This window comes from Shouchella sp. JSM 1781072 (assembly GCF_041949915.1).
Classification (GTDB): Bacteria; Bacillota; Bacilli; order Bacillales; family Bacillaceae_D; genus Shouchella.
In genome coordinates this window covers 464,046-480,570 of the sequence record NZ_JBHFQE010000003.1, presented here as the reverse complement: position 1 = coordinate 480,570, position 16,525 = coordinate 464,046, and the positions used below count along the sequence as shown (strand labels likewise).

Genomic DNA, 16,525 nt, shown 5'->3' with positions numbered 1-16,525 from the left:
CTAATTCAAACTAACTTGACTAAATTTTATAATTATTACAATTTATGTTACACTGGAGGTAAGAAAAGGAGAGGATTTATATGTTTGACATGATGAATTGGGGAACAGCCATTTTTCAAGTTCTAACGTTTGTCGTTCTCTTTGGACTGGGCGGACTTGTCGTGACATTTCTGATTTCAGGAATTCGTTATTTTAATCGCAAGCAATCGTAAAGAAAGAATCTCCGTGATCAACCATGGAGATTCTATTTTTTTAATGCAAATTAGTCTACGCGCTTCTGCGTAAGTGGCTGTAGATCCTCTTCTGAAACCCACTTAAAGTTCTCGATCTCTTCTTTGGAGGTAGAAATAAAATCAACCATGTATACAGTGGTCTCTTGGTGATCAACAATTTGGACATTCGCACCATTTAAGTCTGGAAGAGCATCAGGATCCACTTGAACCAACTCACCGTTTTTAAACGGTTCATCGCGAAATTCTAGAAATTCTTCCGCAAGTACCCATTTATAAGTCATCTGATCAGACCCGTCTGCCAGCGTATATTGAATTTCATAAGCGGTTGTATCGTAAGCACCTTTAATGGTGGCAACGGCATACTGCATACCTGGTAACTCATCGGACTTGATTATTGCTTTTGAACCAATAGGAAATGCAGGTTCGTCCGCAACGGCAAGTTGTTCTGGTACACGATCGGTATAATGGTAACCGACGTCACCAACATCGCGCCGGTCTGACGGCTGATGAAGGGATTGGAACTGATCTGTATGTTCTTTAAGCGGGTGAGGCTTTCCACCATTTTGATGAACGCCACAACCAGAAAAAAGAATGACACCGACACTGAAGATGATCGTTTGTCTTATCAATCGTTTTGTGAGCACATGCTCATCTCCTTCCTACTATTTTCCTTAGATTCTCCATTCTAGAAAAAAGCATGCTCTTTTTTTAAAGAAAGCAATATAGATCAAAAAGAAAGAATAGTTGAGGTGTAAGATATAGATATATGGAGGTGAAGTAATGTCCAATTTTTCACAGGTTTGTATTGAGGATATAGAAAAGCGAATAAAAGAGTCTTTGAATATTAAATTGATGGCGAACAGGCTCGGTTATTCCCCATTCCATTTTCAAAAGAAATTTCAACAAACGTTTCAAATGACAGTTAATGAGTATGTCCGGAAAAGGCGATTGGCTCAAGCCTCGTATTTACTGATTCATACACGAAAGAGAATTCTTGATATTGCTTTACTTATAGGTTTTGACAGCCAAGAAGCATTTACAAGAGCATTTAAAAAAGTGTATGGATTACCACCTGGACGATATCGTTCTTTACTAAACCATATTAGAAAAGAGGACAGAACAATGGAAGTAACGCCAATTAAAGGATGGATTCTTGCTGGGGATGAACCTCAAAATTATGAAGTAGGGCTAGACACAAAAAATGTTCATCAAGGTAAACAGTCGGCTTACATCAAAGCAAATACTGTAAAGCTAAATGGTGGATTTGTAACGTTAATGCAGCAATTTAGAGCTGAAAAATATCGTGGGAAACGTATGAAACTATCTGGATTTATAAAAACAAATGGAATTGAAGAATATTGTGGTCTCTGGATGCGAGTTGAGAACAAGCAATTAGACGTACTGCAATTTGATAATATGTTTAATCGGAAGATTTCAGGTGATACGGACTGGAATATTTATAGTGTGGTGCTAGATATACCTGAAGAGAGTGAATTAATTGCATTCGGCTTAAATCTATCTGGTCCAGGTCAAGCTTGGTTAGGGAGCCTATCGTTTCAAGAAGCAAGTAAGCTTGTACCGACAACAAATTTAAATTGGCATTCAGAAATAAAATTGGAACCCCAAAATCTCTCTTTTGATGATTAAAGATACCAGAGAACACGCGCATTTTAGTAGCCGTGTTTCTTTTTAGTTAACATTATCCATTTGCTACAAAAGTCTTTCGCATAAATGGAAAAGAAAAGGTAAACTGTAAAACGAGTGTACAATTGGGATGGAAAGGGTATTCATGATAAGGCTAGGAGGTGTAGGGGTTGCATACGCTGGAGGAAGACGTTAGAAAGTTGATTAAATTAAAAGAAGCAGGAAGGTTTATTTCTGTTTCCAAGCAATCTCCATTAATAAAGTCGTTTGCAAAAATTGAATTTGATCATAATGGACATGTCGATTTACATACAGTTGATACAGTCATTCGTTCCTTAATTCATACACTAAAAAAGAATGGACAAATAACGTAAAAAGTATAGTCAGATAATTTAAATTAGAGTAAGATGATAAAAAAGTGGAGTGGCGAGGATGGATCGTAATCATGCGATGATTGTTGTATCTAGAAATGTCCGTGCAATTAGAAAAGAAAGCCAGCTATCGGAAAATCAGTTAGCAAATGCGCTTGGAATAACAAAAAAGATTGTCGCCCAACTTGAATCTGGTCAAACCCGAGCCGACTGGACACTTGTGTGCGCTATTTGTGCGATTTTTCAAGAGAGTGAAGTGCTGGAACGGTTATTTGGTGGAGATCCTCTAGAAGTTATTAAGTTGCTAAGTGATGAGCAAGAAAAGATTATTCGTTCGAAAACAAAAGGCGGTAAAATTTGGTGGAAAAATATAAAATCACTTGGGAGATACAAGCTCCAACAAAATGTGATTAGTCAGCACTATCGAATTATAGATGATTTGGATTACCGTCTAAAAAGTACATTTAATAAGGAAACAGCGTTTGAAACATTAGATCAACTGGCAAAAGATCGCTTTGAGAAAAGATAACCTGCACGGAGGATACGAAGTCAGAAAATTAGATCAGGAAAGTTATGACTGCAAAATTTATGTCACACTGTGGTATAGTAAGATTTAGCTATTAAAAGAATTAAAATGCAGGAGAAGATATAAAAATGATCAAATCCAAAGACTATTTAAAACCAATTACCGATGTAATTTTGGATGAAAAGGTTTCACTCGCGAGTATGCCTCCGTCATATGATCATATGGATGAAGCGACATTAATTTCGAAGCTTAAGCCGTGGAGACATGAGCTAATTGAAGTTTATGCAAACTCATTTTTAAAGGATAAAGAAGACTCTGAGAAAGCGATAGAAAAGTGGGGTGAAGCTGTTGCAGGCTTGCTTGTTTCACTCGACCTAGATTTAGATGTCGCGTTAACAGAGATTACGTATTACCGTGATCGTATCGGCGAAATTGTTAAAAATGAAGCCGAAAAAGAAGGATTTACGTTTAATCATTTGTATGACGTGATTTCGAAATTCAACCAAATTGTTGATTTGGCAACTCAGAAAGTCAGTCAAACCTATATGAGGGATTTCGCAAACAATATTGAAGTGGCGAAATATGCAATTGATGAGTTATCGGTCCCGCTTGTTCAATTAACAGACGAGGTTGGGATTATTCCAATTATCGGTGAAATTGATACAAAACGAGCGCAATATTTGATGACGAATGCTTTAGATAAAGGCTCTCAATTGGGCCTTAAGTATATCATCCTTGATTTATCTGGTGTGAGTGTCATTGATACGATGGTTGCTGCACAAATTTTTAAAGTGGTCGATGCGTTAAAGCTTGTTGGCATCGAAACAATGATTAGTGGCGTCCGTCCTGAAATTGCACAAACAATGGTTTCACTTGGAATAAAAGTTGATTTAAAAATATATACGTCGTTAAAACAAGCATTTGGTACAGTTTCAATTGGCCAATAAGTTTGTGAAAAAGATAGGGTAAAAAGATGAAGAATACGCTGATATCTTCGTTTTTTGCCCTTTTTTTGATGTGGATGAATCTCGTAGTATGAATGTAGTAGTTCATAGTAGCATTGAACGAGGATCGTGAACTTGAATGCTCGAATAAAAAGCAACTATCATTTTGATGCAAACAGTGCTTAGTGGCGCTGTTTTTTTGTTAGAAAGGGATTAATAACACAGACATTCCCCTATGCATACAGTTATTATAGAAGATTAATGTAGGGGTTGTGTATCATGGGGGATTTATTTAGAAAACCTAAAAAGTGCTTTGGTGGTATTCAGTTTTTTTCACGGACGGTTACAAATGGCGGTGCATCTTTTTGTGCGGATGGCGTCACAGGAGTAACTGGTATTACGGGGGTTACAGGTGCGACAGGTGAAACTGGACCTAGAGGTGAAACAGGACCTACAGGTTCAACTGGAATGACTGGAGCAACGGGAATTGGTTTGCAATCTTTGGAGCCATTTGATATAAGAAGATCATTTGAATACCAGTTTGGGCAAATTGTTACATTCGAAGGCAGTACGTATATGGTGAACACGAATAATCCAATTGGGCTTCCTAACGAATCAAATGAGTATACGCTCATCGCGGAGGCTGGCTCGATCGGACCGACTGGTGCCCAAGGCCCAACGGGAGTTACAGGATTTAATGGTCCGACAGGGAATACAGGCGTAACTGGAATTACAGGAGCTGCAGGAGTAACGGGATCTACAGGAGTAACGGGAGCTACAGGTGTCACTGGAATTCAGGGAGTGACGGGGTTGACTGGAGCTACAGGAAACACTGGAATAACAGGAATCACAGGAGCCCAAGGTCCGACCGGAGTCACTGGCGCACAAGGTTCAACGGGGGCTAGGGGAACTACAGGGGCTACAGGAATTCAGGGTGTTACGGGATCAACGGGGGCCACAGGAATTCAAGGATTAACAGGAGCAACCGGAGCGACGGGAGAGCAAGGAGTAACAGGATCAACTGGATCAACAGGAGTCCAAGGAGTGACGGGACCAATTGGAGCAACAGGAGTCCAAGGAATAACAGGTCCGACCGGAGCAACAGGAATACAAGGAGTAACAGGATCAACCGGAGCAACAGGAATAACTGGTTTTCAGGGATCAACTGGGAACACTGGGATTACAGGGGCTACAGGACCTACAGGAATCCAAGGGCCGACGGGTTTAACAGGTGCACAGGGACCAACCGGGTTAACAGGAGCCCAAGGAATGATGGGTCCAACTGGATCAACAGGAGTCCAAGGAATAACAGGTCCGACCGGAGCAACAGGAATACAAGGAGTAACGGGACCAACTGGAGCAACAGGAGTCCAAGGAGTAACAGGACCAACCGGGTTAACAGGAGCCCAAGGAATGACGGGTCCAACTGGATCAACAGGAGTCCAAGGAGTGACGGGACCAATTGGAGCAACAGGAGTCCAAGGAATAACAGGTCCGACCGGAGCAACAGGAGTCCAAGGAATAACAGGTCCGACCGGAGCAACAGGAATACAAGGAGTAACAGGATCAACCGGAGCAACAGGTGTCCAAGGAGTAACGGGACCAACTGGAGCAACAGGAGTCCAAGGAATAACAGGACCAACTGGAGCAACAGGAATAACGGGGAATACAGGATCAATTGGAATCACAGGTCCTACAGGTTTTCAAGGAGCAACGGGAGCTCAAGGGCCAACTGGTCCTACCGGAATAACGGGAGCTCAAGGAGTAACAGGATCAACAGGAACAACTGGTTTTCAGGGATCAACTGGGAACACTGGGATTACAGGGGCTACAGGACCTACAGGAATCCAAGGGCCGACGGGTTTAACAGGTGCACAGGGACCAACTGGGAACACAGGAGCGACAGGTGTTACTGGAATTCAGGGTGTTACAGGGTTGACTGGTTCTACAGGAAGTACAGGAGCCACTGGAATAACAGGAGCTACAGGTGTTACAGGAGTTCAGGGTAACACAGGTTTTACAGGTGCAACGGGAGCTCAAGGTTCAACCGGGGCTACAGGGAGCATGGGTGTCCAGGGTCCAACTGGAAGTACAGGAATAACGGGTAACACAGGTTCGACGGGTGCTACAGGAATCCAAGGTCTGACCGGAATCACTGGAGTACAAGGTTCAACCGGGGCTACAGGAAGCACTGGTTCTCAAGGGCCAACGGGAGCCCAAGGACCTATAGGAATAACAGGTCCGACTGGACTAACGGGAGCGCAAGGAATAACAGGCCCAACCGGGTTAACGGGAGCCCAAGGACCTATAGGGATTACAGGTCCGACTGGATTAACGGGAGCGCAAGGAATAACAGGCCCAACTGGATCAACCGGAGTCCAAGGAGTAACAGGACCAACCGGGTTAACAGGTGCCCAAGGAGTAACAGGATCAACGGGGGCAACAGGAGTACAGGGAGTAACAGGACCAACTGGAGTGACAGGTGCCCAAGGAGTAATAGGACCAACTGGAGTGACAGGTGCCCAAGGAGTAACAGGATCAACGGGGGCAACAGGAGTGCAAGGAGTAACAGGACCAACCGGGTTAACAGGAACGCAAGGAATGACGGGCCCAACTGGTGCTACAGGAATTCAAGGAGTGACGGGACCAACTGGAGCAACAGGAGTCCAAGGAATAACAGGCCCGACAGGCGCAACTGGAATTCAGGGAGTGACAGGACCAACTGGAGCAACAGGTTTTCAGGGACTAAGTGGGAACACAGGGGCTACAGGAAGCACTGGTTCTCAAGGACCAACGGGAGCCCAAGGACCTATAGGGATTACAGGTCCTACTGGATTAACGGGAGCGCAAGGTATAACGGGGAATACAGGATCAACAGGAACAACAGGTTTTCAGGGACCAACTGGGAATACTGGGGTTACAGGAATTACGGGAACTACAGGCTCTACTGGTGCTCAAGGAGTAACAGGATTCACTGGAGTTCAGGGTAACACAGGTTTGACAGGAGCTACAGGAATTCAAGGCCCGACAGGCGCAACTGGAATAACTGGGCCTATAGGAGCAACAGGTGTTACTGGAATTCAGGGTGTTACGGGTTTAACTGGTCCTACAGGAATAACGGGAGCTCAAGGAATAACAGGGCCGAACGGAGCAACAGGAATTACTGGAATTCAGGGTGTTACAGGGTTGACTGGTCCTACAGGAAGTACAGGAGCCACTGGAATAACAGGAACTACAGGTTTTCAGGGACCAACTGGGAATACTGGAATAACAGGAATTACGGGAACTGCAGGTTCTACTGGTGCTCAAGGAGTAACAGGCCCAACTGGAGCAACGGGAGCGCAAGGGCCCACAGGGATCACAGGTTTAACTGGCTTAACAGGAACAACAGGTCCTACTGGACTAATGGGAGCGCAAGGTATAACGGGGAATACAGGACCAATCGGAATAACAGGGGCACAAGGTCTGACCGGAGTCACTGGCGCACAAGGTTCAACCGGGGCTACGGGAACTACAGGAGTTACTGGAATTCAGGGTGTTACGGGTTTAACTGGTCCTACAGGAATAACGGGAGCTCAAGGAGTAACCGGATCAACAGGTTTTCAGGGACCAACTGGGAACACAGGGATTACAGGTGCTACAGGAATCCAAGGACCTACGGGTAACACTGGAGCTATAGGAAGTACAGGAGCCACTGGCATAACAGGAGCAATAGGCCCGACAGGCGTAACTGGAATAACTGGACCTACAGGAGCAACAGGTGTTACTGGAATTCAGGGTGTTACAGGCTTGACTGGTCCAACAGGACTAACGGGTCCAACTGGTTCAGGTGCAGCAGGCCCAACCGGACCAACGGGCACTACTGGCACGAATACAACAGCAAATTCCATGTATGCGGGAAATACAGCTGGAACAACGCTTGCTGTGCTGGTAGTGGGGACAACGGTACCGTTGCCTTCCAATCAAAACTTAAATACGTTTACAGTGAATGGGGCAAACAATACGTTTACGTTTCCTGCGTCTGGAAGATATATGATTAGTTATCAACTTAATACAACAGCAGGATTGCTCGTAGGGACACGGCTTTTGCGAAATAACATTGTGATTCCAGGTTCTGTCATTAGTCCGGCTGTTTCAACGGAAGCATTTAACTGCTCGTTGATCACAAACTTTAATGCAGGAGATACCCTCTATTTACAATTGTTTGGCTTAATTGCGACAGCGGTTCTCCTACCTGCTCCTTCAGTGGGCGCTGCTTTAACGATTATTCAAATGAACTAAAGCAAAAAAACTAGTGCTCTCAGCACTAGTTTTTTTATACGGTTGTACGTTCGGAATGTTTGCTTGGTTGCCATCTAGCTAGTGGGTGGCGGAAGGCTTTTGTTAAATAAAGGAGGTACAAACAGCCGATTGTCATCCAAATGAGTCCGACCGTTAAGGTCACCGAGTCTAAAAATGAGACAAGGCTCATCATAATGAGAGCTGCTATCGCTGGCACAAAATAACTTTTAACATAAGACACGTTTTCTTTTTGTTTATAAGCAAGACTTATGACGCAAAGATTGACGAAGAAAAAGGAGGTCAAGGCACCAAAGTTTACAAAGCGCATAGCTGTATCGACAGATAAAAAGATTGCCGTTAATGAAAGTGTACTAGAGAGCAAAATATTGAAAACCGGTGTATTGTACGTTGGATGAATATAGCTGAACATGCGTCCTGGTAAAAGGTTGTCTCGTCCCATCGCAAATAGCAGGCGGGAGACTGCGGTTATAGATGCAAGCCCTTGGGTAAATATCGCCATTGTTAACACAAGAATGAAAATCCCTTGTAAAATCGGTCCTCCAACAGTTGCCATCATCTCTAAGGCTGCGGCATCGAGGTTTAAGAAAGTTAGGGATGGAAAAGAAGATTGGATAAAGAAAGAGGAACTTAAGTGAAATCCACCGACAATGAAAAGAATCATGTATATGGCTCTAGGAATTGTTTTTTCTGGATTTTTCGTTTCCTCAGAAAGGGTTGTAATCGTATCAAAGCCTAAAAATGAAAAGACGACAACAGATGTGCCCATGAATAATGCATGTACAGGGTTGTCTAAAGAAAGAATGGGCTCAGCGAATGTTTGTGTAAATGGTAAGGTCGAGCCATTTTGCATCAAATTAAAAAGGAGTAAAGCGCCAAATCCGCCTATAAATAAAAGTTGAATGGCGACGAAGAGAGCACTAATGTTAGCGGATGCGCCGACGCCTCGAATGGCAATTACAGTGAGTAAGATAAGTAAACTAGTGATCCATACAAAGGGCGGAATAGAAGGGAATTGAGCACTTAAAAAAACGCCAAACGTGATGCATGCAATGATCGGGGCAAATAAATAGTTTAATAGAACGACCCAGCCAACAAGGAAGCCTGCGTTTGGATGAATGGTCACTTTTGCATACGTATACGCAGATCCAGATAAAGGAAGTTTTTTAGCAAGTTTAGCGTAACTAGCACCTGTTAAAAGAATAGCTAGAAAGGAGAGCACGTACGTGATAAGAAGTTGTCCGCTTGCGCTTTCGTAGGAAACGCCAAAGGTTGAGAAATAGATCATTGGTGTATTCCAAGCGAGCCCTAATGCCGTTACTTGCCATAAAGACAATGTTCGTTTTAGTGATGTTTTTGCCATATGATCCTCCCTAACTCTAAACAAAAGCATTCGATAGTCTCTAATCCTAAAAGCTATTCTTTAATTTTCAAGTCGTTTGTCAGATGATTTAACGAACTTTCTGCCTATTTAAAATAGTTTGGTAGAAGATGTTACAAGGTTATAGCAAGACAATAAAATTCATGAAAGACTTATAGGAACAACAAGTAGATAAAGGTTCTAGATAGGACGAAAAAAGCTTTCTAGGGTTCCGCTGCAGAACATGCATGGCTGGTCCGAGAGAGAGCGTGTGGGTCATGGACTTGCATACACGGAAGGAAAAAAGCCTGGGAGACCTAATCGTCTCTCGGGCTTTTATTATGAAAAAGGAGGAAAACAAATGAGTTGGTTTAAGTCGCTACGCCCAGGAGAAAAGTGGTCCGGGATTATTCGAAAAGGAAAGAAGATCACCATAAAAATAAATGGCACAAACGCCAATCTTGGCATGATGGTGTTTTGTGCAGATCGTAAGGATGAACGGTACAACATGCCAGACACGTTAAAAGCACAGCACACGTCGATGTTGACGAAAGGTCATCTTCTTATGAGCGATAATGGGCGAGCCATGGTGAGCATCATTGAAGACTCACTTGGCTGGCACGACCCGATTAGTAGCTATACAACTAGAGATTCAACGAATGAACAGTACGGGGTGACGAGTTTTCAGACAGAGTTAAACGAGTGCAAACGAAACGGAGAAGAAAATTTTTTAATGGAGCTTGTTCGTCAAGGATACGAAAAAAAAGACTTAGGACCAGTCGTCAATTTGTTTTCAAAGCTATCTTACGATGAAAGTGGTGCCATCACGTTTGAGGAGGATCATGGTCAAAGTGGTGATTATATCGTGTTACGAACAGAAGTGGACAGTGTGTTCTTTTTCTCAAACACGCCACATCCATTAAGCCAAAGTCGTCATTACCCAACTGCAGAAATCGAATGGCACATTACCGATGCAGTGGAGATTGGAGACGACGATTTATGCGTGAATCATTGCGAGGAAAATCGTCGTGCGTTTGAAAATACGTGGCAAGACGAACAGCTGGCAGGAAAGTCAAATCAAGATGTATTTGTAAATCAATAAGGAGGCGCTTCAATGTTCACAACGTCACTAACAAAAAGCTCTATGAATCCTGCCGATGCAGTCTATGAAAACGTCGTGCCTGCAGGAGAAGGCTGGATGTATGAATTAAAAGAAGGACAAGTGTTTCGAATCGTCGATGAAACGGGGAATCAGGCGGCGGATACGTTGTTTTACGATACGCACGAACCGAGTGATCATTATAGTGCCGTCAGGACGGTGACCGCTCAGCAAAATGTCTACTTAACAACAGGTAGCGTGCTTCGCGCTGAATCAGGCAAGCCCTTAGTAGAAATCGTGGCAGATACAGTCGGGCGTCACGATACATTAGGAGGCGCGTGTTCTTCACAAAGCAACACCGTCCGTTATGCGCATGATCGGGCGTATATGCATAATTGCCGAGATACATTTATGCTTGAGCTTGCTAAATACGACAAAGGATTTACGAAGCGTGATTTAGCACCAAACGTTAACTTTTTTATGAATGTACCAATTACATCAGAAGGTGGATTGTCCTTTGCTGATGGACTGTCCCATAAAGGGGCGTACGTAGAAATGGTTGCACATGCAGATACAACCGTTCTGATCTCAAATTGTCCACAGCTGAATAATCCGTGCTCAGGTTTTAACCCGACACCAATTAGACTGTACATCTGGAATAAAAAATAGAGAACAGAGGAGTGGAGCAATATGGTACAACGTGTGTTAATTGCAAACCGAGGAACCATTGCAACGCGCATTAGTCGAACGCTGAAAAAAATGGGCATTGAATCGGTTGCCGTCTATACAGAAGCAGATGAGACAAGTCTTCATGTTCAACAAGCAGACAACGCGATTTGTATAGGAGATGGTCCGGTTCAAGATAGCTACACAAATACGGAGAAAATCATTCAAGTAGCAAAAGAAACTCATTGCGATGCGATTCACCCGGGTTATGGATTTTTAAGTGAGAATGATCGATTTGCGGAAACATGTAAAGCAGAAGGACTGATCTTTATCGGACCGACGCCTAGTCAGCTTAGACAATTTGGTTTAAAACATGAGGCAAGGAAGCTCGCGGTAGAAGCAGATGTTCCTTTACTACCAGGCACTGAAGTCTTAACGTCTGTTCATGAAGCAATCGATTTAGCGGAGGACATCGGTTATCCAGTTATGTTGAAAAGTTCTGCAGGCGGTGGTGGGATTGGCATGCGCATTTGCCAGAACCAAGAAGATGTACGAACAAATTTTGAACGAGTATCGCATTTATCCTCTCAACATTTTAATCGAGCAGACGTCTTTTTGGAAAAATACATTGAAACTGCACGCCATGTTGAAGTCCAAATTTTTGGAAGTCAGTCTGGAGATGTGGTTGCAGTTGGAGAGCGAGATTGTTCGATTCAAAGACGTAACCAGAAAGTGATTGAAGAAGCACCGGCGCCAAACCTTAGTCACACGATACGAGAAAAAATGCATCAAGCGGCAGTTGCTTTAGCGAAGACGGTTGGCTACCAAAGTGCAGGGACAGTAGAATTTCTCTACGATGAAAAGACGGAATCCTTTTACTTTTTAGAAATGAATACTCGACTTCAAGTGGAGCATGGTGTGACAGAAGAAGTTTACGGAATCGATCTTGTTGAATGGATGGTGCTGGAATCGATCGGTGAGTGGCAAGTGCCGCCAACACTTGAGGTTAAAGGACATAGCATCCAAGCTCGTATCTATGCTGAGGATGCGCTGCTTGATTTTAGACCGAGTACAGGAACCCTCGATGATGTTCGGCTCAGTTCAAAAACGAGAAACGAGACTTGGGTGGAGAAAGGTACGACCATTTCGTCGTATTATGATCCAATGCTTGGGAAAGTGATTGCAAAAGGAGAGACGCGTGAGGAGGCGCGGTTGAAATTACTTGAGGCGTTAGAGGAGACGCGTTTTTACGGGCTGACTTCGAATGTAAACTACCTCGAAAACATTCTGCGGGATGAGAAGTTTGAAAAAGAGCATGTGTACACCACGTTTCTTGATTCTTTTCAAGCGGAAGAACGAGCACTTGAAGTACTAGATGGAGGTGTGCAAACATCTGTCCAAGATTTTCCGAGTCGATTAGGGCATTGGGATGTCGGGATTCCGCCAAGTGGTCCAATGGATCCACTTAATTTTCGAATTGGCAATCAATTGCTTGGCAACAAAGAGGAGGCAGCGGGTCTTGAGATGACGTTAAGTGGTGGGTCTTATCGCTTTCGAACGAGCGTTGCTTTCGTCGTCACAGGCGCTGATATGAAAGCCGAATTGGATGGCGTTCCAGTAAAACCATATGAGGTCATGGAGGCTCAGGCACAAAGCATTTTATCCTTTCAGCAAGCGGATTTAGGGATGCGTACGTATTTGCTTATCGAAGGTGGCCTTGATGTGGCCTCTTTATTAGGAAGTAAATCTACTTTTTCCCTTGGTGGTTTCGGCGGTCATGGTGGACGAGAGTTGCGGACAGGAGATGTACTGCGAATAGCGCAAGTAGAATCGGCGATGGAGAAACAAATCTATGAGCAGACGCCGGAACTAACGCACGAGTGGGAGATTGGAGCTATTTTAGGGCCACATAGTTCAAGTGATTATATGGATGAAGCGTACATCAAACAGATACTTGAGACAGAGTTTGAAGTGCATTTTAATAGCTCTAGAACCGGTGTCCGTTTAATTGGTCCAGGTCCTTTGTGGGCGAGAGAAGACGGAGGAGAAGCGGGACTTCATCCATCTAATATCCACGATAACGCTTATGCGATTGGTACGCTAGATCTGACAGGGGATACACCGATTTTACTAGGTCCAGATGGTCCGAGTTTAGGAGGGTTTGTTTGTCCAGTGACGACGATAGCAGCGGAACGATGGAAAATTGGCCAACTAAAGCCTGGTGATAAGGTCCGTTTTCAACTCGTCACATTTGAAGAAGCGACATCGTTTTATCACAAACAAGAAACGTTTATAAAAGAGGGATTGCGGTTACCGGCGTTACAAGAAAATAACAAAGAATGGTCAGGGGCGTACCCAATTTTATATGAAGAGGATCACTCACTTCCGTTACACATGACGATTCGAGCTGCTGGAGATGCCTATCTCTTAATCGAATTTGGCGAAATGGAGTTGAACTTACGCTATCGTTTCCAAGCCCATCTGTTAATGGAAGCGATAAAAGATGCAGATGAGTTTCATGTATTCGATCTAACACCGGGTATTCGCTCGCTCCAAGTTCATATTGATCTTAGTAAAACAACGGTCCACGAGGTAACAAAAAGAATTATCGCTATTCATGCTGACTTACCTCCTCTTGAAGAAGTAGAGGTGCCGTCACGAATTGTCCGTCTGCCCTTATCATGGGATGACCCTTCTGCACAACTGGCAATGGAGCGTTATGAACACAATGTTCGAAAAGATGCCCCGTGGTGTCCAGATAATATTGAGTTCATCCGTAGAATAAATGGGTTAGACGAGCGAGAAGATGTTTATCAAACCGTTTTCGATGCCAATTATTTAGTGATGGGTCTAGGTGACGTCTACCTAGGCGCACCAGTTGCGACACCGACAGATCCGAGACATCGTCTTGTTACAACAAAATACAATCCTGCTCGAACGTGGACTCCAGAGAGTGCAGTCGGTATTGGCGGCGCGTATATGTGTATTTACGGCTTGGAAGGACCTGGAGGTTATCAATTATTTGGACGGACGCTCCAAGTTTGGAACCACAAGAAACCTTCGAAGAGCTTTGAAGAAGGAAAGCCATGGTTGCTTCGCTTTTTTGACCAAATTAACTATTATCCAGTTACAGAAAAAGAATTAACAGCGATTCGGAAAAAAATGGAGCTCGGTCAATATGAAGTGGAAATTGAAGAAACAACGTTCAAGTTAGCGGATTATCTGGCGTTTTTAGAAGGAATTGAAGAAGAACGAAAAGCGTATAAAGATCATCAACAGGCTGCCTTTCAACAAGAACGAGAAGATTGGAAGGAAAAAGGCATCGCAGAGTATGTGACAGAAGCGCCATCTGCAGAAGTGGACGAAGAAGCGTTGTTACCTGACGGAGTGGAACCAATGAAAAGCTCAATGCCAGGTAGTGTATGGAAAGTCCTCGTCAAACCAGGTCAATTTGTGAAAGAAGGCGAGGCGTTAGTCATTGAAGAATCGATGAAAATGGAGTTTCCTCAGCTAGCAACACAATCAGGTGTTGTTCACGAAGTCTATGTGAAGCCGGGTGATGAGGTTCAAGCAGGAACGCGAATTGTATCGATTCGAGCAGAAAGCGAGGTCGTTTCATCATGAAAAAAATGACGATCGAACAATTAACATGCGCGTATCGAGAAGGAAGGACAACACCGGAAGATGTCATAACAGAGCTCATTGCGAAAAGTGAAGAAACCTCAGGTTACAACGTCTGGATTACACCACCAACGTTAGAGAGGATCAAGCCTTTTCTTCAGCAGTTAGCCTATATATCGAAGGACGCACCGCTTTGGGGCATTCCGTTTGCGGTTAAAGACAATATGGACGTGTTGTCCCTTCGTACGACAGCAGGTTGTGAAGCGTATGCATATTTTCCAGATGAGACAGCCACAACCATTCAACGTTTGATTAACGCAGGAGCGATTCCAGTAGGGAAAACCAATTTAGATCAGTTTGCGACGGGACTTGTTGGCACGCGCAGCCCTTATGGAGAAACGAAACACGCCTATGAACCAAACTATATAAGTGGAGGATCGAGTTCCGGTTCAGCTGTGGCGGTTGCCCTCGGTCTCGTTCCATTCGCTTTGGGTACCGATACAGCAGGTTCTGGACGTGTACCGGCAAGCTTGCACGGTCTCTATGGGTTTAAACCAAGTCTTGGCGCATGGTCAACGGCTGGTGTTGTACCAGCTTGTGAAAGCATTGATTGCGTAACGGTTTTTACGCATACGATTAAAGAGATGAAACAAGTAGATGCGGTTGTTCGTGGGTTCGACGAGAAGGCCCCTTATTCTAAACACCACTTACCATTAAAATCATCGACGCCTACGCGATATTTGGTTCCAGAAGAAGAAAGTCTAACGTTCTTTGGTGTAGATAAGCATGGATTTAAGCAAAGCTGGGCCGATGCTGTGCAGAAATTACGCCATTTAGGGAAAGTGGAAACGTTTAACCCTAAACAATTGTTTGAAGCATCTGCGCTTTTATATGAAGGCCCTCTAGTCGCCGAGCGGTGGGCGGCGGTTGGTGATTTTATTGACGAGCATCCGGAAGAGGTGTTTCCCGTAACAAAACAAGTAATCGAAACAGCAAAAACCCCTCAGTTTGATGCAGCGAATTTATTTAGTGCTCAGCATCGTCTGCAGGCTATAAAGCGTCAAGTTGAAAGAATGCTAGATGAAGAGTCGGTCCTGGTTATGCCGACAAATGGAGGCACCTATTCGCGAGAACAAGTCCGCGAAGACCCTATTCAGACAAACAGTCAGATGGGGCTATACACGAACCATTGCAATTTGCTCGATTTATGTGCGCTAGCTGCTCCTGCAGGGAAAACAACAAACGGTTTTCCATTCGGCATTTCGTTCTTCGCGCTTCATCATTGCGAAGACTTAATCGTTGGTGCTGCAGAGGCATTCACAACGAACAATGAATTAACGCAAATCGCTGTCTGTGGGCTGCATATGCAGGGCTTTCCATTAGAATGGCAGATGCACGCACACCAAGCGAGATTAATAGAGACAACTCGCACTGCACCGACCTATCGCTTGTACCAGCTTCCGACTGAGCCAGCAAAGCCGGGACTCGTACGTGAGGAGAGTGGCGAGTCGATCGAAGTGGAGGTATGGGAAATGCCCACAAATCAAGTTGGGTCGTTCTTATCGATGATTCCAGCTCCATTAGGGTTAGGAACGATACAATTAGAGAGCGAAAGAGCGGTCGTCGGATTTCTTTGCGAGGCAAGCGCAGTCGAGCATGCTGTGGATCTTACAGCTTATGGTAGTTGGCGTGCGTATGCAAATGCGCAAAAGATAAAAGGATAGAAAACTGGTAATAAAAAGAATTCTTTCCAGAATGTTTA

Annotated in this window: 12 protein-coding genes and 1 riboswitch; of the genes, 10 read left to right on the top strand and 2 right to left on the bottom strand. The window is 44.1% G+C overall.

Annotation, left to right across the window (positions count from 1 at the left end; translation table 11 throughout):
• The first annotated feature begins 80 nt into the window (after window positions 1–80).
• The gene (locus tag ACE1TH_RS16365) at window positions 81–212 is read left to right on the top strand and encodes a hypothetical protein (protein WP_255224159.1); all 132 of its coding nucleotides are present in this window, start codon (window positions 81–83) and stop codon (window positions 210–212) included.
• 50 nt (window positions 213–262) lie between these two features.
• Here ACE1TH_RS16365 and ACE1TH_RS16360 read toward each other — a convergent pair whose 3' ends face one another.
• A complete protein-coding gene (locus tag ACE1TH_RS16360; protein ID WP_099304338.1) occupies window positions 263–877 on the bottom strand; it encodes a DUF1541 domain-containing protein in 615 nt (204 codons plus the stop codon).
• A 136-nt stretch (window positions 878–1,013) separates the two neighbouring features.
• On the opposite strand from ACE1TH_RS16360, the gene ACE1TH_RS16355 reads away from it, so the two are divergent.
• The 5 genes from ACE1TH_RS16355 (at window position 1,014) to ACE1TH_RS16335 (ending at window position 7,999) form a co-directional block, all read left to right on the top strand.
• Entirely contained in the window at window positions 1,014–1,880 is an 867-nt protein-coding gene (locus ACE1TH_RS16355) for a helix-turn-helix transcriptional regulator (RefSeq protein ID WP_255224158.1), read from the top strand.
• A 167-nt stretch (window positions 1,881–2,047) separates the two neighbouring features.
• A complete protein-coding gene (locus tag ACE1TH_RS16350; protein WP_099304336.1) occupies window positions 2,048–2,251 on the top strand; it encodes a hypothetical protein in 204 nt (67 codons plus the stop codon).
• Window positions 2,252–2,309: 58 nt separating this feature from the next.
• Complete coding sequence (locus tag ACE1TH_RS16345; RefSeq protein ID WP_099304334.1) at window positions 2,310–2,777, top strand: helix-turn-helix domain-containing protein; 468 nt, start codon at window positions 2,310–2,312, stop codon at window positions 2,775–2,777.
• Window positions 2,778–2,902: 125 nt separating this feature from the next.
• The gene (locus ACE1TH_RS16340) at window positions 2,903–3,721 is read left to right on the top strand and encodes an STAS domain-containing protein (RefSeq protein ID WP_099304332.1); all 819 of its coding nucleotides are present in this window, start codon (window positions 2,903–2,905) and stop codon (window positions 3,719–3,721) included.
• Window positions 3,722–3,997: 276 nt separating this feature from the next.
• Window positions 3,998–7,999, top strand: a complete 4,002-nt coding sequence (locus ACE1TH_RS16335) for a beta strand repeat-containing protein (RefSeq protein ID WP_375079559.1) — start codon at window positions 3,998–4,000, stop codon at window positions 7,997–7,999.
• 34 nt (window positions 8,000–8,033) lie between these two features.
• Here the strand turns inward: ACE1TH_RS16335 and ACE1TH_RS16330 are convergent, their stop codons facing one another.
• Window positions 8,034–9,380, bottom strand: a complete 1,347-nt coding sequence (locus ACE1TH_RS16330; RefSeq protein WP_255224157.1) for an APC family permease — start codon at window positions 9,378–9,380, stop codon at window positions 8,034–8,036.
• 210 nt (window positions 9,381–9,590) lie between these two features.
• Window positions 9,591–9,694: riboswitch (guanidine-I (ykkC/yxkD leader) on the top strand.
• 44 nt (window positions 9,695–9,738) lie between these two features.
• Here ACE1TH_RS16330 and ACE1TH_RS16325 point away from each other — a divergent pair.
• From ACE1TH_RS16325 to ACE1TH_RS16310, 4 genes are read left to right on the top strand one after another with little or no spacing between them, the layout of a single operon-like run.
• Window positions 9,739–10,479: an urea amidolyase associated protein UAAP1 gene (locus ACE1TH_RS16325; RefSeq protein ID WP_099304892.1), complete on the top strand. Its 741-nt coding sequence runs from the start codon at window positions 9,739–9,741 to the stop codon at window positions 10,477–10,479.
• Window positions 10,480–10,491: 12 nt separating this feature from the next.
• Window positions 10,492–11,145, top strand: a complete 654-nt coding sequence (locus ACE1TH_RS16320; RefSeq protein ID WP_099304326.1) for an urea amidolyase associated protein UAAP2 — start codon at window positions 10,492–10,494, stop codon at window positions 11,143–11,145.
• Between the two features lie 21 nt (window positions 11,146–11,166).
• Window positions 11,167–14,766, top strand: a complete 3,600-nt coding sequence (gene uca / locus ACE1TH_RS16315; RefSeq protein ID WP_375079558.1) for an urea carboxylase — start codon at window positions 11,167–11,169, stop codon at window positions 14,764–14,766.
• Entirely contained in the window at window positions 14,763–16,487 is a 1,725-nt protein-coding gene (locus ACE1TH_RS16310) for an allophanate hydrolase (RefSeq protein ID WP_375079557.1), read from the top strand. The genes uca and ACE1TH_RS16310 overlap by 4 nt, the downstream gene beginning before the upstream one ends.
• Window positions 16,488–16,525 lie beyond the last annotated feature (38 nt).